This window comes from Streptomyces sp. NPDC002265, assembly GCF_040296125.1.
Classification (GTDB): Bacteria; Actinomycetota; Actinomycetes; order Streptomycetales; family Streptomycetaceae; genus Streptomyces.
The window spans coordinates 1-24917 of record NZ_JBEOWS010000120.1; the positions used below are offsets into that span (position 1 = coordinate 1).

Consider the following 24917-nt stretch of genomic DNA (forward strand, 5'->3'; position numbering starts at 1 on the left):
AGCGATCGGACGCACGGCGGACAGCCTCGGCGGGCGACCGTGCACGGGAACGGGACCTCCGGCAGCTGTTCGCGGAGCGCCGCCATGGCCCCGTGGTCCGCTGCCGCGCCCAGGATCCGTCGGAGCCCTTCGCCGAACCGTGGCCAGGCAAGCGGGTCGTCACGGCCCGTGCCGAGGATCGCGACCGGTCCGGCGCGAGGACGGTGACTGCCTATGGGCGGCAGACAGGGCCTGTTGTCGACCGTTGTGGTCCGAACGGCCCTGGATCGGGGAGGAGACCCGCGAAAGGCTGGCATGGAAGGCACCGACGGCCGCGGCCCGGCGGCCACGACGGGGTCCAGCCCTGGAGGTGATGACCATGATCCGCAAGCGTGTAACTGCCACAGCGATGGCTGCCCTGGCTCTGGCGGGTGCCGTGGCCATCGGTGGCTGCGCCGAGAACGGGGGCGGCACCGGCGGAGGATCCGTCCGCACACCGAGCGTCACGTCCACTCCGACAGGCCCCAGCAGCGGTTGGGGACCACAGGTGTGGCGCAGCGAGGGCGGCTCGACCATGATGGGCGGCGCCTCCGGATCCTGGGCGCCCGGCATGATGGGTGCCGGAATGACGGGCAACTGGTGGCTGGCGGGCAACGGCGAACGGGTGCAGACCCTCGGCCAGGCCCGGCAGCGGGCGACGGCGTTCGCCGACCGGCTCGGCCTGACAGTCGGCGAGATCATGCAGTTCTCCCGCAACTTCTACGCCGAACTGCGATCCGCGGACGGCCGACCGGCCACCGAGGCCCTTGTCAACCCCGCTGACGGAGCCGCACAGATCGAGTACGGGCCGGCGATGATGTGGAACACCGTCTACGGCATGCACTACGGCAGCCGCAGCGCCGTCCGCGTCTCGGCCGCGCGGGCGCAGAGCATCGCCCAGCAGTGGCTCCAGACGCACGGCAGCGCTCAGACCGCGGTCGAGCCCGAGTCCTACCCCGGCTACTACACCCTGCACACGAGGCAGTCCGGGAAGATCACCGGCATGCTGTCGGTCAACTCCTCGACCGGGCAGGTCTGGTATCACTCCTGGCACGGTTCCTACATCGCCACGAGCCAGCGCTGACTCGCTCCCCCAGCTGGAGTCCGAGGAGTTCCCCTGGGGCACCGGCGCGGTTGCCGTGCGGCTCGGGCCTACGGCCGTCTCACCGGCACGCACCACATCAGTGCGGTGCCGCCGCCCTCGGGCCGGGCCAGTTCCAGTCGGCCGCCCAGTTGCTCGGCGCGCTCCGCCATGTTGCGCAGCCCGCTGCGACGCCCGTCGGCGGGGATGCCCACACCGTTGTCCGTGACCGACAGCCGCATCTGCGCTCCGTCCGTGGCCAGCCGCACGTCGGCGTGGTCCGCATGGGCGTGTCGGGCGACGTTGGTCAGAGCTTCGGAGAGGACCGCCACCACGTGGTCGGCGATCTCCTTGGGCACATCGGTGTCCAGCAGGCCTTCCATCCGGACGCCGGGGGTGAAGCCGAGGATCGGAGCCGCCTCACCGACCACCTGTACGACACGCGCGCGCAGCCCGGCGGCCCCGGAGCCGTCGCGGATGCGCAGGCCGAAGATCGTCGATCTGATGATCTTGATGGTTTCGTCCAGATCGCCCACCGCACGCGCCACTCGCTCGGCGGCCTCCTCGTGCTCGATGAAACGACCTGCGCTCTGCAGGGTCATGCCGGTGGCGAACAGCCGCTGAATCGCCAGGTCGTGCAGGTCACGCGCAATACGGTCACGATCCTTGAGCACCGCGACCTCCTCGGCGTCCTGGCGGTGGTCCGCCAGCTCCATCGCGAGGGCGGCCTGTCCGGCGAAGGCTTTCAGAGGCTCGGTCTCCATCGTCGAGAACTCCTGCTGCCCCGTCTTGCGCGCCAGCAGGACCACCCCTCGGGGACCTCCCTCGCCCGTGCCGATGGGCACGGCCACGGCGGGACCGAGTCCGGCGAACCGCGCAGGCTCCGGGGAGATCCGGTCGTCCTTGCCGACATCGGCGCTGGAGACCGGGGCAGCACCGGAAAAGGCGAGCCCCATCAGGCTGCTCTCCATGGGCAGGACCAGGCCCCGGTGGGCTTCGGCGTCCATCCCGACAGCGATCTCCACCGCGAGGGACCCGGTGCCCTCCATGGGCAGCGCGACCGCGGCCAGGGCGGAACCGGTGATCTCGCCGGCGCGCTCGGCGATCAGAGCGAGGACCTCGGCCCGGTCACCGCCGGACATCAGGCTGTGGGTGATCTCCGCGTTCGCCCGCAGCCAGCGCTCCCGCAGCCGCGACTCCTCGTACAGACGCGCGTTGTCGATCGCCACGCCGGCCGCCACGGCGAGCGTCAGCGTGACCGAGACGTCCTCCTCGTCGAACTGGCCACCGCCTCGCTTCTCGGTCAGGTACAGGTTGCCGAACACCCGGTCGCGCACCCGGATCGGGACACCGAGGAAGGTGTTCATCGGCGGGTGGTTCGGCGGGAAGCCGTACGAGGCCGGATGCTCGGAGATCTTCGCCAGCCGCAGCGGCTCGGGATGGCGGATCAGTTCCCCCAGGATCCCGTGGCCCTCCGGGTAGGGACCGATACGGGCGATCTGCTCCCCACCGACCCCGACCGTGTGGAAGGCCGAGAGCCGCCTGCCGTCCGGGCCGATCACGCCGAGTGCCGCGTATTCGGCGTCGACCAGCACCGCGGCGGCCTCCACGATCCGGTGCAGGGCCTGCTCCAGGTCCAGCTCCCGGCCGACCGACAGCACCGCTTCCAGCAGGCTGTGCACCCGGTCGCGCGTGCCACGCGCTGCGTCCAGCCGTGCCTGCAGTTCCGCCAGCAGCTCGTCCAGGCGCAGCTGAGGCAGCCGTACCCGAGCTTCCTCGGGGCTTCCCATCGGTACTCCTCCAGGTCCCCTCGACCCACGGACACCCAACGGCCCGACCATGAGTCACGGTAGTGGTCGGGCACCGGCTGCGGCAGGACATCCAGCAGGGGCACCGAACTCGTTTCGGGGACACCCGGTCGTGCGACACCCGTCCCCGCCTGCACCTCCGACGGTCGTACAGCTTCCGCCTCACGTACTACGAGCAGGGCCACCACCCGAGCGGACCGGTCGAGGCAGTGGCCCGCGCCATGGAACGGGCCGCCAGGGGCCAGGAGCCTGGCGCCTGGCCCCTGGCGGCTGGCGGCTGGCGGCTGGCGGCTGGCGGCTGGCGGCTGGCGGCACGGGCGAACACCACACCCCGCAGGACGCGGCCCACACCCGGCGGTTCGGCACTCAGGACATCGGGCTGCGCCGCACCGTGGAAAACACCGCACGGCCCAAACGGTGATGGCCGTTCGGTACGAAACCGGACACGGACGACGCGGCATCGAGGGCGCGATGACGGGAGCTCAGGGAGGAAAGTGCACCCCGTACAGGGAACGTCCGCCGACCAGGTCGCGTCCGGTGACCAGCTCGGGCGCGATTCGCACGAAGACCTCCTGCGATGCCGGCGCCCACGAACGCGGCCCGGTCCGCAGCAACCGCAGATGCTCGACGGGATCTGTCACGACGGCGGCGGCACCCATGACCACGACGCTCCATCCGGAACACGCAGCGACATCGATCGCGTCGGCCTCGAAGGCGACCAGCGCTCCGTCGATCGCGCCCACCAGTTCCGAGGAGGCGGACGTGCGCATCAGCACCGCGCCCTCGCGGTCCAGAGAGAAGTTCACCGGCAGCACAGCGGGCAGCGCCCGGCGCGTGTAGACGATGCGCCCCACAGGGACGGTGGCCAGCAGCCGCAGGCAGTCCTGCCGGTCGAGTTCGCGGAATCCGTCGTTGGCGTCCATCTGGCTTCTCGTCTCTCCCCCGTCACCGCGCTGGTGGCAGCTCCCGTCGTCGAGTGGCGGGGTCGACTCGGGCCGGGGACCACCGGTTCCCGGCGTCTTGATAAGCGCCGCCGCCGTCATCTGCGGTACGACTGCCGGCGCGAGCAGCACCACCCCGTTCGGCGACGCGTAGCGGTGCCGCTCCAGACAGGCCGCTCAGCCGGGAGCCACGCCCGCTCGGGCGGCAGTCCCCTGTATACGTCGGCCCGGGCCGCGCAAGGCGAGCGGCGAGCCCACGGCCCCGTTCACTCGAGGACGCATCCGGCGGCACGTTCACCCGCGTATGTCCACTCATACCTTCGCGTCCTCAAATCAGGCCGCCCGCACGGCGACCTCGTCGTACGACGGCTCCCCGAGGACCACTTCGAGTGCGCCGATGTCGGTGGCGCGGGCGAAGACGTCGTACGCCTCCTCCATCTGGTCGGGCAGGAAGGTGTGAGTGGCCAGCTGCTCGGGGACCTCGTCGGCGCCCAGCCGTCTGGCGGCCTCCGGCCGCGATGCGGCCAGGTCGACGGCGATGATCCGCTCGGGACCGAACAGTCGTGCCGTGGAGATCGCCGCGAGGCCGATGGGACCGGCGCCGACGATGGCGACGGTGTCGCCCGGGCGAACGCGCCCGTTGCGGAAGGCGAAGCCCTTCATGACGCTCATCACCGTCCCTTCTCCGGTTGCCCGGACTGGACCACACATCCAGGCTGTCCGGTCGCCGTCTGATCCGCTTGGGCCGTCCGGCCCTCATCGCCTGCCCGGACGGCCCAGCCGTGGACCCGTCGGCCTCACGATGGCGCGACCGATCAACAGGGAATGGGATCAGGCCGGACCGCGATGGGGTCACACGACGGGCTGAACGCGTGCCCGATCTGACGTGATCTGCTGCGCCTCTGCCGGCGCCCGGGCGCGGCGCCCTGCTGTACGTGGGCACGCCTGGTGCTTCCGTCCTGTGCCGCCGATCGGCCGTTCTGTGTGCCGGAGAGGAGGCCGAAGCCGCCCCGTCGGCCGGCGGCGAGCACCGCCTCGTCCTCGCTCCCGGCCCAGGCCCACGGGATCTGCGGGACGCGACAGCAGGCGGGCCGTTCGGCGCAGGCGCCCGGGTCGAGCCGGCCGGCGTCGGGGTCAGCGGCCAGATCCTCGGCCACGACCGTGCGGCCCCGTCACCGTCCACCGGCTGACAGCGTCCGCCGCGAGATCCGCAGACCTACGCTCCGGCCAGGAGATGCCATGTCCTGGGGCGAACCGCGGCTTCGGCTTCACCGGCCAATCGCCGTGGGCCGCGTGCAGCTCGGCGTGGCGCAGTGCCGACGCCTCTGCCCGGACGCGGACCTGGCCGGGGCCGGGCTGGGTCACCCATGGGGGACAACGGCCACAGGGCAGCCGACGTGGTGGATCGCCGCGTGGGTCACGGGGCCGGTGCGGGGTCCGACCGGGCGTTCGGCGAGACGGCGGCCGACGACGAGGAGACTCGCTCCGGTCGCGGCCCGGACGAGCGCGGTCGTGGGCCTTTCCTCCACCACCGTCGCCAGCACTTCCACGTCGGGGTACTTGTCGCACCACACCTGGAGCACGGCCTGGAGGAAGCCCAGCCACTCCTCGCCCTGCCGGCCCTCCGTCACCAGGCCGATGTCGCCGGGGCCGAGGCCGACGGGGCCGGGCGCATGCCAGGCGTGCACGGCCCGCAGCCGGGAGTGCCGAAGCCGGGCGGCCTCGAAGGCGAACTCGATGACCTCGTCGGCGGCCTCGTCGAGGTCGATCGCCAGCACCACGTCGCCGTAACCGGTGTCCGTCGAGGCTTCTCCGTCGTCCGTCGGCAGGTGCTCGTCCGCCGCCTCCTCGCCTGCCCTGACGAGGACGACGGGGCGGGTCGCCTTCGCGACCACGCCGAGCGCTACGGATCCCACAAGGAATCCGGTGAACCCGCTCAGTCCGCGTGAGCCCAGGACCAGCAGGTCGGCCTGGTCCGCCGCCTTCAGCAGGGCCGCGGCGGCCGGTCCCTCCATCTGCTCGTCGGTGAGACGGACTCGCGGGCGTTCGGCGCGGACTCGTTCCGCCGCCTGCCGCAGGGCGCGCCGGGCCAGATGACGCTGGGCGGCGTTCGCGATCTCGCGGTCCTCATGACGGGGGTGCCAGTCCCAGGCGTGCACCAGGTGCAGCGGCCGGTCCCGCCGCTCGGCCTCGCGGGCCGCCCATGCGGCGGCGGTCAGGCTCTCGGGGGATCCGTCGACTCCGGCGACAACGGGCGAAATCATCTCGACACCTCCGGCACTCGGTCTGTCGTCCGGTACCAGCGTCGTGCCGCCGCCCACCCATAGGTAGAGGCTGCTCAGCCCCCTGCGGGGGCCGTCCGGCCCCTCTTCCCGGCGTTCCCGCCGGTCCGCGCAGGGGAACCGGCAGCTCCCCCGGCCGCACGCGGACCGCCGGTCCCGCAGCCGGATGTCGGTCGGCGAGCGGTCCGATGGCGACACCGTCACGCCCAGCGCGCTCCTGACTCGGCCGCACCCGTGGTGGTCCCGGTAGCGCGGGGAGAAACCGTAGGCCGAAGACGGTTCGGGCACTGGCACCGGATCGAGCCGTCGGGCACCCTCGCGGATCTCCAGGCCGGATCGGCCAGGAGATCGCGGAGTCCAGCACACCCTCCCCGTGACCAGTTCGCGGCATGCCTCGCCGCGGAGCACTCGCCGACGGGCATTGCCGCACGCTGCCGCCCGCAGCACGCGCCGACCGTACGGTGGCCGGATGCGCGTCGGTACGGTACTCGCGGAGCCGCTCGACGCACAGTGACTCCTTGCCCGCTGCCCGCACGTACGGTTGCCCCAGTGGGATCGAAGCCGCGCGACGCCAGGAATCGCGGCGGTACCCTCGTCGCCGTCGGCCGCGACACCCTCTTCAAGGACCGGCCGCGACACCCCGCCCAAGGACATGGTCCGGCCCATGCAACCGTGGAAGGTCGGCGCGGTGCGCATACGCGAAGGCGAGTGCGGCCCCATGGTGCCGTCAGTCGTGCGGCACCACCGCCACCGGCGCCCAGGCGTGCTGCAGCACCGCGTGGGTCACCGGGCCGATACGGCCGCCGACCGGCGCGCGGCGCTGCTTGCGACCGACGACGAGCAGTGACGCGTCCCGCGAGGCGTGCACGAGATGACGGCCGGCGCCGCCGATGACGGCCTGCTCGCGCACCTGAACCCCGGGGAACTTGTCCTTCCACGGCCGCAGGACGTCGCCGAGCCCGTGCCGTGCCTCCTCCGCCAGTTCGGCGGCGTCGAGTCCCGAATCCAGGACGGCGCCGTAGCCGTAGACGGCCGCAGGGGTCCAGCCGTGGACCACTCGCAGGCTCGCCGCGCGTCGCCTGGCGGCCTCGAACGCGAACTCGACGACGGCGTCCGCCGGGCTGTGCAGATCCAGCCCCAGTACGACGTCGCGGTACGGAGTGATGATCGCCCCTGTGCCTGTCGCATCCGGCAGATGCTCGTCCTCCGCGCTCTCCCCGGCCCGCACGAGCACGACGGGCCGTTGCGTGCGCGCCACCACGGCGAGGGCGACGGAACCGACCAGGAATCCCGTCACCGCACCGAGCCGCCGCGACCCCAGGACGAGCAGGTCGCTGTCCTGCGCGGCGGTCAGCAGGGCCGGTACCGCCTGTTCCCGGTCCTGCCGGGTGGTGATCCGCAGACCGGGGTGGCGTTCCGCGAGCCGGCGCTCCGTCTCGCGCAGCAGACGGCTGCTCCATTGGCCCTGCGCGTCACCCGCGCCGGATGGCGGAATCCCCATGAAGGACACGTACTGCGGCCCCGGCGGGTCGCCGGCGTTCAGGAGACGCAGAGTCACCTCTCTCTGTGCCGCTTCGCGAGCGGCCCAGTATGCGGCGGCAAGGCCTTCTCGCGAGCCGTCGAGACCGACGGTGATGGGGAGCATGTGCGGACCTCCTTCAGGATGCGCTGTCAGTCTGCGGGCCCGAGGCATGGGGCAGGAGGGGCCAGAGGTCCCCACAAGGAGTCGCTCGGCCCCGGCCGGCGGCACGATCTCGCACTCAGCATCGTGGGCCGGGGATTCGGCCCCCGGCCGACCGAAGCGCTGCCCGCCTCACGAGTGCACCGGCACGCGGTGTCGACGCAGCTCCGGGCGGCTCGGCGACGGCGCCTGGGGAGGCGTCCCGTGCGCCCGACCGCGCAGCAGCGGACCGCGAGTTCCTCGAACACGGCTGCGAGGACACACGTCAGCCCCGTCCCCAGCACGAGCAATACCGCGAAGCGTTCCCAGAACTCCGGTGTGAGGCTGGTACCCACTGTGCTCGCCCTCCCCGGTCGGTGGTCGTTCTCCTCGGAGCCAGCCAACTCCGCCGCGGGTCGGGGCGCGTGAGCCGAGAGGGGCAGGGGGAGGCGTCGAACGGCCGTTGCGCGCGGGACCGCACGGGGCCGGGCACCGTCGGCAGGAAGGGTCGGCTGTCCTCCGGAATCGGGGCCGGTCGGCCCTGGTGCGCGCACCGTCCCGATGGTGTGCTGGGAGCGACGGGAAGGACCCGACGGAAGGCGAGGGGAAGCGGTCGCAGGACCGCGCACCACGCGATCAGGATCCGCGAGAAGCGGGTGGCGTCCTTCCCGTCCTGTTGTGCGGTGGCGGCCCTCGGGGCGGCCGCTCCGCCCGGATGCCCTCGAACGCGGATGCTGTACGGCTCAACACCTACCGCGTCTGCGCGGGGACCCGCCACACCAGCGTGGTGCCGCCCTTTTCGGGCTTCGCCAGTTCCAGCGTGCCGCCCAACTGCGTGGCGCGCTCGACCATGTTGCGCAGTCCGCTGCGGCGGCCCTCGGCCGGAATGCCCACACCGTTGTCGGTGACCGACAGCCGTACGTCCCGTCCGTCCGTGGCCAGCAGCACGTCGGCCCGGTCCGCACGGGCATGGCGGGCGATGTTGGTCAGAGCCTCGGAGAGCACCGCGACCACGTGGTCGGCGATCTCCTTGGGCACTTCGGTGTCCAGCAGCCCCTCCATGCGCACGCTAGGCGCGAAACCCAGGACCGGTGCGGCCTCCCCGACCACCCGTACGGCACGGGCCCGCAGGCCGGCCTCCTGCGCTCCCTCCCGGGTCCGCAAGCCGAAGATGGTCGACCTGATGATCTTGATCGTCTCGTCCAGTTCGTCGACCGCACGCACCACCCGCTCGGCCGCCTCATCGTGCTCGATGAGGCGGCCCGCGCTCTGCAACGTCATACCGGTGGCGAACAGTCGCTGGATCGCGAGGTCGTGCAGGTCCCGCGCGATGCGGTCGCGGTCCTGGAGGACGGCCACCTGCTCGGCGTCCTTGCGTCGATCCGCCAGTTCCATCGCGATGGCGGCCTGCGCGGCGAAGGACTGCAACGGTTCGGTCTCCGCCGCCGAGTACGCCGGCTTACCGGCCTGGCGCGCGAGCAGTACCACACCACGCGCACCCGCCTCGCCCGTACCGATGGGCACGGCCACAGCGGCGCCCAGCCCGCCGAACCGCGGGGGCTGCGGCGAGATGCGGTTGTCCTGGGCGACATCCGCGCTGGTGACCGGGGCGTCGCCGGAGAAAGCCAGCCCCATCAGACTCCTGTCTGTCCGCAGTACCAGCCCACGGTGCGCCTCGGCATCCATCCCGACGGCGATCTCCACCGCCAGGGACCCGGTCTCCCCCATGGGCAGCGCCACTGCCGCCAGGGACGATCCGGTGATCTCACCGGCCCGCTCCGCTATCAGGGTGAGGACCTCGGCCCGCTCGCCCCCGGACATCAGGAGGTGGGTGATCTCGGCGTTCGCCTGCAGCCAACGCTCCCGCAGTCTTGACTCCTCGTACAACCGGGCATTGTCGATGGCGACGCCGGCCGCCACGGCCAGCGTCAGGGTCACCGAGACGTCCTCCTCGTCGAACTGGCCCCCGCCCCGCTTCTCGGTCAGGTACAGATTGCCGAACACCTGGTCGCGCACCCGGATCGGTACGCCCAGGAAGGTGTTCATCGGTGGGTGGTGCGGCGGGAACCCGTGCGAGGCGGGATGCTCAGAGATCTTCGCCAAGCACAACGGCTCCGGACGGCGGATGAGCTCGCCGAGGATGCCGTGGCCCTCCGGGTACGGGCCGATCCGGGCGACCTGCTCCTCGCTGACGCCGACCGTGTGGAAGGCCGACAGCCGCCTGCCGTCGGGACCGATCACGCCGAGCGCCGCGTACTCGGCGTCGACCAGGGCCGCCGCGGCCTCCACGATGCTGTGCAGGGCCTGTTCCAGGTCCAGTTCCCTGCCGACCGACAGCACCGCCTCCAGCAGGCTGTGCACCCGGTCGCGCGTGCCGCGGGCCGCGTCCAGGCGGGCCTGCAGCTCTTCCAGCAACTCGTCCAGTCGCAGCCGAGGCAGCCATACGCTTGCCTCCTCGGAGTTTCCCACCGGCACTCCTCGAGGTCCCCTCGACGCACGGACATCCACCGGTCCGATCAGGTGTCACGGTAGTGGGGGGCCATCGACTGCGAAAGCGCCCCCGGGCCGAGCGGCCAGTACTCGCCTTCGTGCCTGCATCCACCCGGCGACAGCCCGACCCCGACCTGCACAGCTGCCCCGAAGTCCGCGCACCACGACGGAGCGCTTCGGGGGCGGACCGGGCAAAATGGGGCGGATCCGCCTGGGCCGACCGGCCCCGTGGAGGGGACCGACAGCACCTGCCCCTTCCGGTCCCGGCGGACGGACGCTGAAAGAAGCATCCAGCCCGAAGCCCGACGGAGGAGACCGACGTCATGGCCCGTTACGTGTACGACTTCGCGGAGGGCGGCCGTGACCTGGCCGACCTGCTCGGCGGCAAGGGCGCCAACCTGGCCGAGATGAGCCGGCTGGGACTGCCGGTCCCGCCCGGGTTCACCGTGACCACCGAGGCCTGCCGGGCCTTCCTCGCCACCGGCGCCGAACCGGACGGGCTGACCGATGAGATCGCCGGGCACCTGGCCGCGCTGGAACGGACCGCGGGCCGGCGACTGGGGCAGCCCGAGGACCCGCTGTTGCTGTCCGTCCGCTCCGGGGCGCGGTTCTCCATGCCCGGCATGATGGAGACGATCCTCGACATCGGTCTCAACGACGACTCCGTGCCCGGCCTGGCGAAGGTGTCCGGCAACGAGCGCTTCGCCTGGGACTCCTACCGTCGACTCCTGCAGATGTTCGGCAGTACGGTCATGGGCGTCGACGGCGCGCTCTTCGAGAACGCCATGGCCGAGCTCAAGCAGACCAGAGGCACGGCGAGCGACCTGGACCTCGACGCGGCGGACCTCTCCGGGCTCGTGGCGAGGTACAAGGAAGTGATCCGGCGGGAGACCGGCGAGGACTTCCCTCAGTCGCCCGCCGAGCAGCTGCGCCGGGCGGTCCTCGCCGTGTTCGAGTCCTGGAACGGCGAGCGTGCCCGGATCTACCGCCGCCGGGAGCACATCTCCGACGACCTGGGCACCGCCGTCACCGTGCAGGCCATGGTCTTCGGCAATCTGGGCGCCGACTCCGGCAGTGGTGTCGCCTTCACCCGGGACCCTTCCACGGGACGGCCCGGCCCGTACGGCGACTACCTGGCGAACGCGCAGGGCGAGGACGTGGTCGCGGGCATCCGCAACACCGTCCCGCTCACGGCCCTCGCGGAGCTGGACCCCACCTCCTACGCACAGCTCCGCCGCCACATGGACGTGCTGGAGACCCACTACCGGGATCTGTGCGACATCGAGTTCACGATCGAGCGCGGCCGGCTGTGGATGCTGCAGACCCGGGTCGGCAAGCGCACCGCCGAGGCCGCGTTCGCCATCGCCGCGGAGCTGGCCGAGGAGGGCCTGATCACCTCGGACGAGAGTCTGGCTCGCGTGGGCGGGGAAGACCTCGCCCGGCTGATGTTCCCCCGGTTCGACACCTCGGCCGTCGGCGAGCCCCTGGCGCACGGTCTGCCGGCCTCACCGGGCGCGGCCGTGGGAGCCGCCGTGTTCGACTCGGCCGAGGCGGTACGCCGGGCCGCATCCGGCGAGAAGGTCGTCCTGGTGCGCCAGGAGACCACCCCGGACGACCTGTCCGGCATGATCGCCGCGCAGGCGGTGCTGACCAGCCGCGGCGGCAAGACCAGCCACGCAGCCGTGGTCGCCCGTGGGATGGGCAGGGTGTGCGTGTGCGGGGCGGAGGAACTCGCCGTGGACATCGAGGCACGCCGTTTCACGGTAGGCGGCACCGTCGTCGAGGAAGGCACGGTCGTCTCCGTCGATGGCTCCGAGGGCTCCGTGTACCTGGGCGCCGCTCCGCTGGTCGACTCCGCGGTGATGCGCCACTTCGAGACGGGCGAACGGTCCGACCCCCTGGTCGAGGCCGTGGCCCGGGCCATGGAACGGGCCGACGGCGTACGGCGCCTCGAGGTGCGGGCGAACGCCGACACCCCCGAGGACGCGGCCCGCGCCCGGAGGTTCGGCGCCCAGGGCGTAGGACTGTGCCGCACCGAGCACATGTTCCTCGGCGAGCGCCGCAAGCTGGTCGAGGCGATGATCCTGGCCCGCGACGAGAGTGAACGCGCGAGGGCGCTGAGCACGCTGCTGCCGCTCCAACGAGAGGACTTCACCGGGATCCTGGAGGCGATGGACGGTCTGCCGGTCACCATCCGGCTCATCGACCCACCGCTGCACGAGTTCCTGCCCGACCGCACCGGGCTCGCCGTGCGCATCGCCGAAGCCGAGGCCCGGGGCGAGCGGCCCGACCCGTACGACGTCGAGCTGCTCGGCGCGGTGACCCGTATGCACGAGGAGAATCCCATGCTCGGGCTGCGCGGTGTGCGTCTGGGCCTGGTGGTGCCGGGGCTGGTCGCCATGCAGGTCCGCGCCATCGCCGAGGCGGTCGTCGCACGGACACGGGCCGGCGGCCGGCCCAGGGCGGAGATCATGGTGCCGCTGGTGGGCGCCGTCGAGGAACTGCGCATCGAGCGGGCCGAGGTGGAACGCGTCCTCGCCGACGTCTCCGAGGAGTCCGGCATCCCGGTGCACTGCCCGGTCGGCACCATGATCGAGCTGCCCCGCGCCGCGCTCACCGCGGGCCGGATCGCCGAGGAGGCGGAGTTCTTCTCCTTCGGCACCAACGACCTCACCCAGACCACCTGGGGCTTCTCCCGCGACGACGTCGAGGCGGCCTTCTTCTCCGCCTACCTCGACAAGGGCATCTTCGCCGCCTCGCCGTTCGAGACCCTCGACCGCGACGGCGTGGGCCGACTGGTCCGCATCGCGGTGGACGAGGGCCGCGCCAAACGCCCTGACCTGAAGATCGGCGTCTGCGGCGAGCACGGCGGCGACCCCGAGTCCGTGCACTTCTTCCACGCGGCGGGACTGGACTACGTCTCGTGCTCGCCGTTCCGCATCCCCGTCGCACGCCTGGAGGCCGGGCGTGCCGCGCTCCCGGAGACCGGTACGAGCGACACCAGGTGACGACGGCCGGGCGCGACGGCGCGGGCCGATTGCCGCCCGCGCCTCAAAGCGCGTGCCCCTGCCGAGATACGACACGAAGGGAAGTGGGCGTCATGGACCGCATCATCGGTGAGGTGATGACCGTCGACGTCGTCGAGGCACACCTTGAGACGTCGTTCAAGGACGTGATGCGGCTGCTGGACCGGCACCGGATAAGCGGACTGCCCGTCGTGGACGACGACGACAAGGTCGTGGGAGTGATCTCCGAGACCGATCTGATATGCCGTCAGGCGGCCCGCTCCTTGTACGGGCGGGCACGACGGTTCCGGCTGCCCCCACTGGGCCGCTCCGCGCGTCGCGCCGATGCCGTCGCACGCGCCACTACGGCTGGAGAGCTGATGTCGACGCCCGCGATCACCGTGCACCCGGAACAGCGCATCGCGGACGCCGCGCGCGTGATGGAACGGCACGGCGTCGAGCGGCTGCCGGTCGTGGACGAGGAGGACCGGCTCATCGGCATCGCCACCCGGCGCGACCTGCTGCGGGTCTTCCTGCGCACGGACGAGGAGATCGGCCTGGAGGTCCACGATGAAGTGATCACCCGAGCCCTCGGGCTGCCGGCCCGCGGCGTGACCGTCTCGGTCCGGGACGGCATGGTCACGCTGGAGGGGATCGTGCCGCACCCCGGCGACATCCCACTCGCGATCCGGCTGACGTACCGGGTCGACGGGGTGGTCGGCGTCGTCAACGGCCTGAGCTGCCGGGCAGGCGACACCCGAGCCGCGCCTTGCCGGTGACGACCACGCTCCAGCGCATCAGCCCCAAGCTGATCATCGCGGTCCGTCTCACCGCGCGTGGTGCGTACCCGTCGGCTTGAACGCCGGACGATCTGTCCGGCCCACCGCAGAGGACCACACGCGGCCGCGCAGCACCCGGCCGCGGTGGCGACCGGCACCAGGGTGACCGTCTCTTGGGCGGACGGCGCACTGCCGCAGGGCTGTTGCCGGGGCATGCCCAGGCACACTGGGCCACGGCACGGCGGCAGGCAGGCAGGCAGGTCATCCGTGGGGCACGACGACCACCGGGCAGTGCGCCCGGTGCAGCAGCGCGCGGACGACCGGGCCCGGCCGCAGGCCGAGAACGCCCGTACGGAGGTGGGCCCCGACGACGACGACCGCGGCCTCCCGGGTCGCCGTCCGCAGTCCGTCCGCGGGGGCGACGCGAAGCGTGCGGGTCTCCACCCTGACGCCGGGATACCGGTCGTGCAAAACGGTGAGGGCACAACTGGAAAGGTCCTCCACCGCACAGTCCTGCCTGGCCGGCCGTTCCCAGCCCGAACTGCTCTCCCGCACCGGGGAGGGCAGCTCGGGGGTGAGGCGGCATGGACCCGGACAGTGCAGGACACGCAGCCCCGCCCCGCGCCGCTGAGCCTCCCGGAAGGCGTACTCCGCCACCCGGATGTCCGTGTCGTCCGCCAGGCCGAGCAGGACATCCCCGCCGTCGTCGCGCGGATGGTCCCCACGGACAACCAGGAGCGGCCCTTGCGCGAGCGCGGCCAGCCTCAGACTCACCGAACCGAATGCCGCTCCTGTCAACGTCCCCAGTCCGCGGGTTCCCACAACGGTGAGGTCCGCGTCCGCGCTCTCGCGCGCCAATGCACGCACCGCACCGCCCTGAGCCACGACGGCCTCCACCTGTAATCCCGGATGCCGCGCACGGATGCGCGCCACAGCGGAGCCCAGGACCGGTGCGGCCTCGTCGCGGTCGGGGACCGCGTAAAGCACGCGCAGAACAGTGCCGAGCCGTACGGCCTCGGCCGCGGCCCGGTCCGACGCCCTGACGGAAACGAGCGAGCCGTCGACTCCGACGACCACGTGATGCGAAGTCATGGCTGTGCCTGTCCTTTCCCTGAAGGAAGCTGTGGTGGACGCGGCGCCCGACGAGCGCGCCGGGCCCCGCGGACGATGCTCCTTGCCTGTCGTCACTGCGGGCAGCAGCCGGGAGAACCCACGGAAAGGCCGAACGGCCCTCATTCCAAGGGCCGTTCGGACCGAAGCGGTGCCATGTGCCGGTCGGCTTGAGCCCGTCCGGAAAGCGCGAAGGACGAGCGCCGGGCGCGTACCGCCGCGTACTGGGCCGAACGACCCTTCCCCACCGACTGGTTGGGGCCCGGGCGGCCCTGCGGTGACGCCTGGTCGGCCCATCCCCCGTCGGCGTCTCGCCTGCCACCTTCGGAGGTGTCACCACGACGACGAGAGGGAGGTGCGGACCGATGGCCCGCGGCATGTACGCGAAGAGCAGGGTGTGGCGATGGCGTGACAACCCACTGCGCCGACGCGACGACATCATCGAAGCCTGGACCGTGCTGGCCGTGTGGACGGTCATCGCCGTGGGCGGCACCGCCGCCGCGCTGGTGACCGCTCACGCAGCGGACGACGTGTTCGCTCGGCAACGGGCACAGAGGCAGTCCGTCCCGGCCGTGCTTCTGAACGACGTCCCGCTCGCCGCCACCTCGATCGGCGGCGCGTCCGACCGCCGGACGGCGACGGTGCGCTGGACCGCCCCCGACGGCTCGACCCGCACAGGGCAGACCTTGGCGGGCACCGGCCTCGAGGCCGGGTCCAGGCTCTTGGTCTGGGAGGACGGCAAGGGTCGCCTCACCGCCGCGCCACCGAGTTCCACGGAGGCGGCCATCGAGTCCGGCGCCCTGGGCGTGGCGGCGGCCGCCGCCCTCGCCGGCCTGGTGTTCGCCGGCGGAACGGTCGTCCGCTGTCGGCTCGACCGCCGCCGCATCGACGGATGGGGCCGGGAATGGGACCGGGTGGGACCACGCTGGGGTCACCAGACCAGCTGACGGCACGACGGATCCGCGGCTCCGGGCCGGAGATCGGCCCGGAGCCCTGCCGTATCCCTCCTAGCCTGCGTCAGTACGTCGGCGACGTCCTTCTTCCTTGCACAGGACGGCGGCGACGGATTCGGCGATCTCCGCAGGGGAGCCGTTCGTCGTTCCGTGGGTGCCCGAGACGGTGCCGGTCGCGGCGCCGGTCATGGTGGTCCCTTCACATGCGGCGCAGCCGGTCGTCGGCCACGCCGTGCATCGCCCTGCCCTGTTCACCAGCCCGCAGGCGCGCGTCATCGAGTCGGTAGGTGAGCTTGTCCACCACGTCGACCACGCCGTCGATCCGGCGGGTCATGGACACGGCGATCTCGGTCTCGCTCTTGCGTTCCATGTGCCCCGTGAGAGTGACCACGCCCTCCGTCACGGCGACCTCGACGCTGCGCGGCGCCAGCCAGAGGGCACGTACCAGGACTTCCCCGATCACCTCCTCGCGGATCTCCTGGTCGGCCCGCAGAAAGACCTGGAGGAGGTCGCGGCGGGTGACGATCCCGACGAGTCGGTCCTCCTCGTCCAGGACGGGGAGCCGTTCGACGTGCTTCTGGGCCATGGTGCGCGCGGCCTGCACGATGCTGTCGTCCGCGTGCACGGTGACGGGCGGTGCCGTCATCAGCTGGCCTGCGGTGCGGGCCCTGCCCTTGGCGGCCCGGCGCCTGGCGCCGGGTGTCAGCTCGGCGAGCCTGGTGCGGTGCTTCGGCTCGTAGGGCTCGCAAGCGGTCGCCTGGCGCATCATCAGGTCCGTCTCTGAAAGGACACCGATGACCCTGTCGTCCTCGTCCACGACCGGCAGTCCGCTGACCCTGTGGGTCTCGAGCAGCCGGGCGACCTCCTTGAACGGTGTGCCGTACTCGGCGCGGACGACGTCCGTGGTCATCACGGAGCCGACCTTGTTGTGCCTCATGGCCGTTCCTCCTCAGCGCAGCCGGCGCAGGTAGGGGTCCTGGGGGCGGCGCGGCAACAGGCGTATCCGTGCGTCGAGCACGGTGACGCCGCCCGGCGTGGCCAGGACGGGGTTGAAGTCGGCCTCGGCGAGCTGCGGCAGGTCGGCCGCCATCCGGGACAGCCGCAGCAGCAGCTGCTCCAGTTCCCCGAGGTCGACCGGGGTGTTTCCGTTCGCGCCCAGCAGCAGCGGGGCGCACCGCGGCGAGGTGATCAGTTCGTGGACGTCGCGGTCGGTGAGGGGGGCGAGGCGGGCCGCATGGTCGGCGAGGACCTCGGTGGCGGTACCGCCGAGCCCGAACAGGACGAGCGGGCCGAAGACCTCGTCCTGGACGACGCCCGCGAAGAGTTCGGTGCCGCGGGCGGCGAGGGGTTGCAGGACCACACCGGTCATGAGTCCGGCGAAGCGGGTCTCCAGGTCGCGGAAGGCGGCCCGGATCTGGGCGTCGCCGCGCAGGTCGAGATGGACGGCGCGCCGCTCGGACTTGTGCAGGAGCCCGGGCCAGTGGGCCTTCATCACCACGCGGCCGTCGAAGCCGCGCAGCCGGTCGGCGGCGCGCACGGCCTCGTCCTCGCTCTCGGCCCAGGCCCACGGGATCTGTGGAATGCCGTAGGAGGCCAGCAGATCGGCGCAGGTGCTCGGGTCGAGCCAGCCGCCGTCGGACTCCCGTGTCAGGTAGTCCTCGACGACCGTGCGGGCCCGCTCGGGCTCGACGTGATCGAGTACGGGGACGGCGCCGGCGGGCCGGGCGAGCCAGGCGGCGCGTCCGGCGGCGTGGGCGAGCGCGCGAGCCGCCGCCTGGGGTTCGGCGTAGGAGGGGATCGTGCCGCCGTCTGCGGCGGGCAGCAGCCGCACCGACTGATCCTGCTCCAGGCGTACGGCGATCACGGGCCGCGCCCGTCGGCCGGGGGTCGCGGTGACGGCCCGAACCAGGTCGTCACCGGTGGCCGCGGCGACCGCCGTGGGCACGAGGGCCACGATCACGGCGTCGATGCCGGAATACCGGGTGAGGCGGTCCACGCATTCGGTGAGCTGCGCCTCGGAGACCGCGGCGGTGGCGTCGACGGGGTTGCCGAGGGCCGCGCCGTCCGGCAGCACCGCGAGCAGTTCGCCGGTCATCGCGGGGGTGAGCGGGGGAAGGGCGAGCCCCGCCTCCGCGCAGGCGTCGGCGGTGAGCACGCCGGCGCCGCCCGCGTTGGTGACGATCGCGACGCGTCTGCCCTCGGCCAGCGGCTGGGTGCGGAAGAGGGCTGCTGTTTCGAGGAGTTCGCCGACCGAGCGGGTCGCGGTGATGCCGGCCTGGGTGAACAGCGCGCCACGGGTCATGGTGCGGGTGGCGGCGGCCGCGGTGTGGGAGGCTGCGGCCTTGCGGCCCGCGTCGGTACGGCCGGCGTCGACGGTGAGCACGGGGATGCGGCGCGTGACGCGGCGGGCGGTGCGGGAGAAGGCGCGTGGGTTACCGAAGGACTCCAGGTGCAGCAGGGCGAGGTCGGTACGGCCGTCGCCCTCCCACCACTGGAGCATGTCGTTGCCGCTGACGTCGTACTTGTCACCGAGCGAGACGAAGGACGACACTCCGATACCCAGCCGGGACAGTCCGTCGAGCAGCGCGATACCGATCCCGCCGGACTGCACGGCGACACCGGCCGTCCCGGGGCGGGGGTGCCCGGCGGCGAACGTCGCGTCGAGGCTCAGACCGGCGTCGGTGTGGCAGATGCCGAGGCAGTTGGGTCCGACGAGGCGCATACCGTAGGTGCGGCAGGCGGTCAGCAGGGTCTCGGCCTGGGTGTGGTCGAGCCCCGCGGTGACGACGACGAGTGCACGCACTCCGGCCCTGCCGCACTCATCGGCGACGGTCGGCACCGCGCCGGCCGGAACGGCCACGATCACCAGATCGGGCGTTGCCGGCAGCGCCGCCACAGAGGGGTGGCACGGCACGCCGAGCACGGAGGAGACCTTCGGGTTCACCGCGAACAGTCGACCGGTGAAGCCTCCCGTGCGCAGATGGTGCAGCACGGCCCGGCCGACCGATCCGGGGGTGCGTCCCGCCCCGACCACGGCGACACAGGACGGCCGCAGCAGTGGCAGCAGGCTGGCCACGTCGGCGGCCCGGCCCCGGGCCTCGACGGCCGACAGGTAGGTCTCGTCCTGGTCGAGGTGGATGGTGCAGCGCACTTCCGGTCCCTCGAACCGGCGGCAGGTGCGCAGGCCGAGATCGGCGAAGAGCCGGAGCACCTCGTGGTTCTCGCTGAGCGCGTAGGCGGTGAATGTGGTGATGCCCGCCGCCCGCGCCGCCGATACCAGGTGCTCGGCGAGGAGGGTGCCCACACCCCGGTGGTGCAGGCCGTCGGCGACGGCGATGGAGATCTCCGCAGCCTCCTTGCCCCCGTCGTCCCCGCCGCTGTCGTACTCGGCGAGTCCGATCACCCGCCCCTCGACCTCCGCCAGCAGAGCCCGGTAGCCCGGGCGGGCCGGGGCGCAGGCCCGGTCGGCGGCCATCGCGGCGCTACGCCGGCTCGGCCCGAAGAAGCGCAGGCGGAGGTTCTCCGGCGACATCTCCTCGTAGAACCCCTGGAGTCGTCCGCGGTCACCCGGCAGCACCGGCCGGATGCACACGGTGGTGCCGTCCGCGAGCAGGGCGTGGACCGTGGGCCGGTCGAGCAGGTCGTCCGTCATCACAGATCTCCTCCATCCCTTTCGGTACTTCGATCGTCCGACGGAGCGCACCAGCAGGCCTAGGGCTGTACGGGGTCGTGCCTGGGCCGGTCGGCCCCGCCGGGGGCACCTGCCGGCTCCGCCCCCACCGGGAGGCGCACGGCCGGAAGGCGTCAGTCGTGCGCCACCAGCGCTGTCAGGTCCAGGAGACGGTTGGTGTAGCCCCACTCGTTGTCGTACCAGCCGAAGATCTTGGCCAGGGTGCCGTTGGCCTGGGTCAGGGCGGGGTCGAAGACACAGGACGAGGGGTCGCCGATGACGTCGCGGGAGACGATCGGGGCCTTGGAGACGCGCAGGATGCCGTGGAGCGGGCCGTCGGCGGCCGCCTCGAACGCGGCGTTGATCTCTTCCGCGCCGGCCTCCCGGGCGAGGACGACGGCGAGGTCGGTGAGCGAGCCGTCCTCCACGGGCACCCGGACCGCGATCCCGTCCAGCGCCCCGGCCAGCTCCGGCACCACCAGGCCGACCGCGCGGGCGGCTCCGGTGCTGGTGGGGATGATGCTGAGCGCGGCCGAGCGGGCGCGGCGCAGGTCCTTGTGGGGGCCGTCGAGGAGGGACTGGTCGTTGGTGTAGCCGTGGATGGTCGTCATGACGCCGCGCTCGACACCGAAGGCGTCGTCGAGCACCTTGACCATCGGGGCGACGCAGTTGGTGGTGCAGGAGGCGGCGGAGACGATGCGGTCGCGGTGGCGGTCGTAGGTCCGGTCGTTGACGCCCATCACGATGGTGGCGTCCACGTCCTTGCCGGGCGCCGACAGCAGCACGGTGTGTGCTCCGCCCTTCAGGTGCAGGGCCGCGGAGTCGCGGTCGCGGAAGCGCCCGGTGGACTCGATCACGACGCCGGCGCCGTAGTCGGCCCAGTGCAGGGCGGCCGGGTCGCGTGAGGAGGTGACGGTGATGCGGTGTCCGTCGACGGTGATGGAGCTGTCGTCGTGTTGGACATCTCGCCCGATGCGGCCGAACGTCGAGTCGTACTCCAGCAGGTGGGCCAGGGTGGCGGGTGAGGTGATGTCGTTGATGGCGACCACCTCGACGTCCTGCGTGCCTTCCTCGGCGCGGTCGAGGGCGGCGCGCAGGTAGGTGCGGCCGATGCGGCCGAAGCCGTTGATTCCGACACGAACGGTCATGGCAGTACTCCTTCGGGGAGTGAGGGGCGAATCAGGGGTTCCAGGTCCAGTCGGCGACCTCGGGCAGGTCGGTGCCGTGTTCGCGGATCCAGGCCTGGTGGCGGGTGCGGGCGTCCGCCATCAGCTGCCGCACGGGGGCGGCGCGCACCGCGAGGCCGGGGACGCGGTCGATGACGTCCATGACGAGGCGGTAGCGGTCGAGGTCGTTGCGGACGACCATGTCGAACGGCGTGGTCGTCGTCCCCGACTCCTTGTAGCCACGGACATGGAGATTGCCGTGCCCGGTGCGGCGGTAGGCGAGCCGGTGGATCAGCCACGGGTAGCCGTGGTACGCGAAGATCACCGGTTTGTCGGTGGTGAACAGGCCGTCGTACTCGAAGTCACTCATCCCGTGCGGGTGTTCCTCGCGCGGCATGAGGCGGGTCATGTCGACCACGTTGACCACGCGGACGGCGAGGTCCGGCAGGTGCCTGCGCAGCAACTGCGCGGCGGCCAGCACCTCCTGGGTGGGCACGTCCCCGGCGCAGGCGAGGACGACGTCCGGCTCGCCGCCGTTCTCCGTGCCGGCCCATTCCCAGATCCCGGCGCCCCTGGCGCAGTGCGTGCGGGCCTGGTCCATCGACAGCCAGTCGAAGCAGGGCTGCTTGCCGGCCACGATCACATTGACGTAGTCGCGGCTGCGCAGTGCGTGGTCGGCCACGGACAGAAGCGTGTTGGCGTCCGGCGGGAGGTAGACCCGCACGACCTCGGGGCTCTTGTTGAGGACGTGGTCGACGAAGCCGGGGTCCTGATGGGAGAAGCCGTTGTGGTCCTGGCGCCACACATGGGAGGTGAGCAGGTAGTTGAGGGAGGCGATGGGCGCGCGCCAGGCCAGCTCCCGCGAGGTCCTCAGCCACTTGATGTGCTGGTTGACCATGGAGTCCACGATGTGCACGAACGCCTCGTAGCAGGAGAACAGGCCGTGGCGGCCCGTCAGGAGGTAGCCCTCCAGCCAGCCCTGGCAGGTGTGCTCGGAGAGGATCTCCAGCACCCGGCCGTGGTGTTCCAGGTGTTCGTCGACCGGCAGACGTTCGGCCTGCCAGGCCTTTCCGCTGACGTCGAGGACGGCCTGGAGCCGGTTCGACGCGGTCTCGTCGGGGCCCACCAGACGGAAGTCCCGGCGTCCGGCGGTGTCGTGCATCACCCGGGCCAGAAGGTCACCGAGAACCCGGGTCGGCTCGTGCAGGGTCGCACCCGGCTTGTCGACGGACACGGCGAAGTCTTCGAGCGGTGCGAGGGGCAGGTCGCGCACGAGCAGGCCGCCGTTGGCGTACGGGGAGGCGCCGAGCCGCTTGGCGCCGCCGGGAACGCAGTCGAGCACGTCGGCGGTGGGGCGACCGTCGGGGCCGAAAAGCTCTTCGGGCCGGTACGAGCGCAGCCAGGCCTCCAGCTGACGCAGGTGGGCGGGGTTCTCCCGGACACCGGCCAACGGCACCTGATGGGCCCGCCAGGTGCCTTCGACGGGTTCGCCGTCCACCTCGGCGGGTCCGGTCCAGCCCTTCGGAGTGCGCAGCACGATGACGGGCCAGTGCACGCGCTCGGTGACGCCGTCCTCTCGGGCGGTCCGCTGCATCGCGGCGATGCGGTCCAGCGCGTCGTCCATCGCCGCGGCCATGGCTCGGTGGACCTGGGCGGGGTCGTCGCCGGTCACATGGATGGGCTCGTGACCGTATCCCCGCAGCAGGGCATCGAGTTCGGCCTCGGGGAGGCGGGAGAGCACGGTGGGGTTGGCGATCTTGTAGCCGTTGAGGTGCAGGATCGGCAGGACCGCGCCGTCGTGCACGGGGTCGAGGAACTTGTTGGAATGCCAGGACGCGGCCAGCGGACCGGTCTCCGCCTCGCCGTCGCCGATCACACAGGCCACCAGCAGGCCGGGGTTGTCGAAGGCGGCTCCGTAGGCGTGGGCCAGCGAGTAGCCGAGCTCACCGCCCTCGTGGAGGGAACCGGGCGTCTCCGGGGCGACGTGGCTGGGCACCCCGCCGGGGAAGCAGAACTGGCGGAACAGCCTGGCCATTCCCTCCTCGTCCCTCGGCACGTCCGGGTAGGTCTCGCTGTAGCTGCCCTCCAGCCAGGCGTTGGCCAGGACGGACGGCCCTCCATGACCCGGTCCCCACACGCACAGGGCGTCCAGGCCGCGCGCCTTGATGACCCGGTTGAGGTGGGTGTACACGAGGTTGAGGCCGGGCGAGGTGCCCCAGTGCCCGAGGAGACGGGGCTTGATGTGCTCCGGCCTCAGCGGCTCGGTCAGCAGCGGGTTGGACATCAGGTAGATCTGCCCGGCGGCCAGGTAGTTGGCGGCTCGCCAGTGGGCGTCCAGGACGCGCAGTTCCTCGTCGGAGAGTGCGATGGCGTCCTGGTGTGCGGTCTTGGGCATCGGGTGCTCCGCAAGTCGTGGGCCGGTGGAGCCAGCAGGGGTGGGACCGGGCGACGGGCACCCGGCGATGGCTTCGAGCGTCGGGACGCGGCCGGCACGATCGGACACGTGGCCGGCCGCTTCTCTCACGTGCGCTCGGGTACGACCGCGACGGCGCAGGAGGCGTGGTGCAGCACGCCGTGGGCGACACGTCCCAGCTGCAGGCCGAAGTGCCCGGGATGGCGCCGGGCACCGACCACCAGCAGGTCGGCCTCGTACGATGCGGCCAGGAGAACCCTGCGGGCAGGGCCCTCCACCGTGCGGCGGTGCACCTCCACATCGCTCGGCACCTGCTCCAGCGCCTTGTCCAGGACCTCGCCGGCGTGCTGCTCGTGCAGGCGCGCGGGTTCCCCGGCGAGCAGAGGGTGGTCGGTGCTCTCGTGTGCCGGGCACCGCCAGGCCCGTACGGCGTCCAGGGCCGCATGCCGCAGCCTCGCCTCCTCGGCGGCGAAGCGCAGGGCGGCCGAGTCCGTGCCCATGTCGCCGACGCCCACCACGACACGGCCGCGAGCCCCGGCGCTCACCCGGTTGTCCTGGCCGCCGCCCAGCACGATCACCGGGCAGTCGGCATGGGCGGCGACAGCCAGGCTGACCGAGCCGAGCACCATCTCGACGAGGCCGCTGCGGCCACGGGTGCCGAGCACGAGCGCATCGGCCATGCGTCCCTCACGGACGAGGGCGTACTCGGGTTCTTCCGGCAGCACGTCGGTGGAGACCTCGAGACCGGGCCGGCGCAGCCGAGCCCGCTGGGCGGCGGTCCGCACCAGGTTTTCGGCCGTGACCTGCTCGGACGGCTTGCCGAGGTCGGCCGCGAGGGACTCGCCCTCGTAGCGCTCCCAGAGTGAGGCGTACACCACCCGCAGCGGCACTGAGCGCAGGGTGGCTTCGTCGGCCGCCCAGTCCACGGCTCGCAGGCTGGGTTCGGAGCCGTCCACACCGACGACGATCGGGCGGGCCATGTCAATCACCGCCCCGCCCCGAGGTCGAAGACGATGCGGGCCTCGACCTCGCCGCGCAGCACGGCGTCGATGGATTCGTTGACGCTCTCCAGCGGACGGATCTCGCTGACGACCCTGGTACGGCCGGCCGCGTGCAGCTGGAAGACCTCGGCGAGGTCCTGCCGGGTGCCGACGATCGAGCCGATGACGGAAGTGCCGTTCAGGACGGTGTCGAAGATCGGAAGGCGGACTGTGCCGTGGGCGGGCAGAGCCACCATGACGAGCTTGCCGCCCCGCCGCAGACCGGAGTTCGCGGCCTCGAAGGCCGCGTCGTTCACGGCGAGGGCGATCGCCGCGTGAGCGCCGCCGTACCGCCTGAGGACCTCGCCGACGTTCTCCTTGCGCGCGTCGACGACGATGTCCGCACCGAGTTCGGCGGCCAGTTGGAGCTTCTCGTCGGTGACGTCGATCGCGGCGACCGTGGCGCCGGCGATCTTCGCGTACTGCACGGCGAGGTGACCGAGGCCGCCTACGCCGGAGACCGCAACGAGCTGGGCGGGCTTGATGTCGGCGACCTTGAGC

Annotated in this window: 16 protein-coding genes and 1 pseudogene; 4 read left to right on the forward strand and 13 right to left on the reverse strand. The window is 72.0% G+C overall.

Annotated features, from left to right (window positions below; all coding sequences use genetic code 11):
- Positions 1-358: 358 nt before the first annotated feature.
- Complete coding sequence (locus ABT085_RS21630; RefSeq protein ID WP_351610155.1) at positions 359-1102, forward strand: hypothetical protein; 744 nt, start codon at positions 359-361, stop codon at positions 1100-1102.
- Between the two features lie 68 nt (positions 1103-1170).
- On the opposite strand, the gene ABT085_RS21635 is transcribed toward ABT085_RS21630, so the two are convergent.
- From ABT085_RS21635 to ABT085_RS21665, 6 genes and pseudogenes are all read right to left on the reverse strand, one after another.
- Positions 1171-2889, reverse strand: coding sequence for a sensor histidine kinase (locus ABT085_RS21635; RefSeq protein ID WP_351610158.1), 1719 nt, complete (start codon positions 2887-2889; stop codon positions 1171-1173).
- 500 nt (positions 2890-3389) lie between these two features.
- Positions 3390-3830, reverse strand: coding sequence for a pyridoxamine 5'-phosphate oxidase family protein (locus ABT085_RS21640; protein WP_351610161.1), 441 nt, complete (start codon positions 3828-3830; stop codon positions 3390-3392).
- Between the two features lie 351 nt (positions 3831-4181).
- Positions 4182-4490, reverse strand: a pseudogene (locus ABT085_RS21645) (hypothetical protein); the annotation flags it as partial.
- 719 nt (positions 4491-5209) lie between these two features.
- Positions 5210-6112: a universal stress protein gene (locus ABT085_RS21655; RefSeq protein WP_351610164.1), complete on the reverse strand. Its 903-nt coding sequence runs from the start codon at positions 6110-6112 to the stop codon at positions 5210-5212.
- A 745-nt stretch (positions 6113-6857) separates the two neighbouring features.
- The gene (locus tag ABT085_RS21660) at positions 6858-7775 is read right to left on the reverse strand and encodes a universal stress protein (RefSeq protein ID WP_351610167.1); all 918 of its coding nucleotides are present in this window, start codon (positions 7773-7775) and stop codon (positions 6858-6860) included.
- A 765-nt stretch (positions 7776-8540) separates the two neighbouring features.
- Positions 8541-10259, reverse strand: coding sequence for a sensor histidine kinase (locus ABT085_RS21665; RefSeq protein WP_351610173.1), 1719 nt, complete (start codon positions 10257-10259; stop codon positions 8541-8543).
- Positions 10260-10603: 344 nt separating this feature from the next.
- Between ABT085_RS21665 and ppdK the strand changes: the two genes are divergently transcribed.
- Both ppdK and ABT085_RS21675 read left to right on the forward strand, forming a co-directional pair.
- Positions 10604-13288 (forward strand): pyruvate, phosphate dikinase, encoded by a 2685-nt coding sequence (gene ppdK, locus ABT085_RS21670; protein WP_351610175.1) that lies wholly within the window; start codon positions 10604-10606, stop codon positions 13286-13288.
- Positions 13289-13380: 92 nt separating this feature from the next.
- Positions 13381-14064 carry a CBS domain-containing protein gene (locus tag ABT085_RS21675; RefSeq protein ID WP_351610178.1) on the forward strand — a complete coding sequence of 228 codons (684 nt, stop codon included), beginning with the start codon at positions 13381-13383 and terminating at the stop codon, positions 14062-14064.
- Between the two features lie 261 nt (positions 14065-14325).
- On the opposite strand, the gene ABT085_RS21680 is transcribed toward ABT085_RS21675, so the two are convergent.
- Positions 14326-15156 (reverse strand): universal stress protein, encoded by an 831-nt coding sequence (locus tag ABT085_RS21680; RefSeq protein ID WP_351610181.1) that lies wholly within the window; start codon positions 15154-15156, stop codon positions 14326-14328.
- A 383-nt stretch (positions 15157-15539) separates the two neighbouring features.
- Here ABT085_RS21680 and ABT085_RS21685 point away from each other — a divergent pair, with 383 nt between their 5' ends.
- Complete coding sequence (locus tag ABT085_RS21685; protein ID WP_351610185.1) at positions 15540-16121, forward strand: Rv1733c family protein; 582 nt, start codon at positions 15540-15542, stop codon at positions 16119-16121.
- Between the two features lie 205 nt (positions 16122-16326).
- Here the strand turns inward: ABT085_RS21685 and ABT085_RS21690 are convergent, their stop codons facing one another.
- The 6 genes from ABT085_RS21690 to ABT085_RS21715 all read right to left on the reverse strand — a co-directional run.
- Entirely contained in the window at positions 16327-17064 is a 738-nt protein-coding gene (locus ABT085_RS21690) for a CBS domain-containing protein (protein WP_351610188.1), read from the reverse strand.
- Between the two features lie 12 nt (positions 17065-17076).
- On the reverse strand, positions 17077-19779 hold the full coding sequence (locus ABT085_RS21695) for a bifunctional acetate--CoA ligase family protein/GNAT family N-acetyltransferase (RefSeq protein WP_351610191.1): 2703 nt from the start codon (positions 19777-19779) through the stop codon (positions 17077-17079).
- 152 nt (positions 19780-19931) lie between these two features.
- Positions 19932-20945 carry a type I glyceraldehyde-3-phosphate dehydrogenase gene (gene gap, locus ABT085_RS21700; RefSeq protein ID WP_351610194.1) on the reverse strand — a complete coding sequence of 338 codons (1014 nt, stop codon included), beginning with the start codon at positions 20943-20945 and terminating at the stop codon, positions 19932-19934.
- A 31-nt stretch (positions 20946-20976) separates the two neighbouring features.
- On the reverse strand, positions 20977-23358 hold the full coding sequence (locus ABT085_RS21705) for a phosphoketolase family protein (RefSeq protein ID WP_351610197.1): 2382 nt from the start codon (positions 23356-23358) through the stop codon (positions 20977-20979).
- 125 nt (positions 23359-23483) lie between these two features.
- On the reverse strand, positions 23484-24356 hold the full coding sequence (locus ABT085_RS21710; RefSeq protein ID WP_351610200.1) for a universal stress protein: 873 nt from the start codon (positions 24354-24356) through the stop codon (positions 23484-23486).
- A gap of 5 nt (positions 24357-24361) precedes the next feature.
- On the reverse strand, positions 24362-24917 hold a 556-nt coding region (locus tag ABT085_RS21715), incomplete at its 5' end, for a zinc-binding dehydrogenase (RefSeq protein ID WP_351610202.1).

What these genes read in the sequence shown, in the direction of transcription:
- ABT085_RS21630 (WP_351610155.1), top strand. Translation starts at nt 359, where the DNA reads ATGATCCGCAAGCGTGTAACTGCCACAGCGATGGCTGCCCTGGCTCTG.
- ABT085_RS21635 (WP_351610158.1), bottom strand. Translation starts at nt 2,889, where the DNA reads ATGGGAAGCCCCGAGGAAGCTCGGGTACGGCTGCCTCAGCTGCGCCTG.
- ABT085_RS21640 (WP_351610161.1), bottom strand. Translation starts at nt 3,830, where the DNA reads ATGGACGCCAACGACGGATTCCGCGAACTCGACCGGCAGGACTGCCTG.
- ABT085_RS21655 (WP_351610164.1), bottom strand. Translation starts at nt 6,112, where the DNA reads ATGATTTCGCCCGTTGTCGCCGGAGTCGACGGATCCCCCGAGAGCCTG.
- ABT085_RS21660 (WP_351610167.1), bottom strand. Translation starts at nt 7,775, where the DNA reads ATGCTCCCCATCACCGTCGGTCTCGACGGCTCGCGAGAAGGCCTTGCC.
- ppdK (WP_351610175.1), top strand. Translation starts at nt 10,604, where the DNA reads ATGGCCCGTTACGTGTACGACTTCGCGGAGGGCGGCCGTGACCTGGCC.
- ABT085_RS21675 (WP_351610178.1), top strand. Translation starts at nt 13,381, where the DNA reads ATGGACCGCATCATCGGTGAGGTGATGACCGTCGACGTCGTCGAGGCA.
- ABT085_RS21680 (WP_351610181.1), bottom strand. Translation starts at nt 15,156, where the DNA reads ATGACTTCGCATCACGTGGTCGTCGGAGTCGACGGCTCGCTCGTTTCC.
- ABT085_RS21685 (WP_351610185.1), top strand. Translation starts at nt 15,540, where the DNA reads ATGGCCCGCGGCATGTACGCGAAGAGCAGGGTGTGGCGATGGCGTGAC.
- ABT085_RS21690 (WP_351610188.1), bottom strand. Translation starts at nt 17,064, where the DNA reads ATGAGGCACAACAAGGTCGGCTCCGTGATGACCACGGACGTCGTCCGC.
- ABT085_RS21695 (WP_351610191.1), bottom strand. Translation starts at nt 19,779, where the DNA reads ATGACGGACGACCTGCTCGACCGGCCCACGGTCCACGCCCTGCTCGCG.
- gap (WP_351610194.1), bottom strand. Translation starts at nt 20,945, where the DNA reads ATGACCGTTCGTGTCGGAATCAACGGCTTCGGCCGCATCGGCCGCACC.
- ABT085_RS21705 (WP_351610197.1), bottom strand. Translation starts at nt 23,358, where the DNA reads ATGCCCAAGACCGCACACCAGGACGCCATCGCACTCTCCGACGAGGAA.
- ABT085_RS21710 (WP_351610200.1), bottom strand. Translation starts at nt 24,356, where the DNA reads ATGGCCCGCCCGATCGTCGTCGGTGTGGACGGCTCCGAACCCAGCCTG.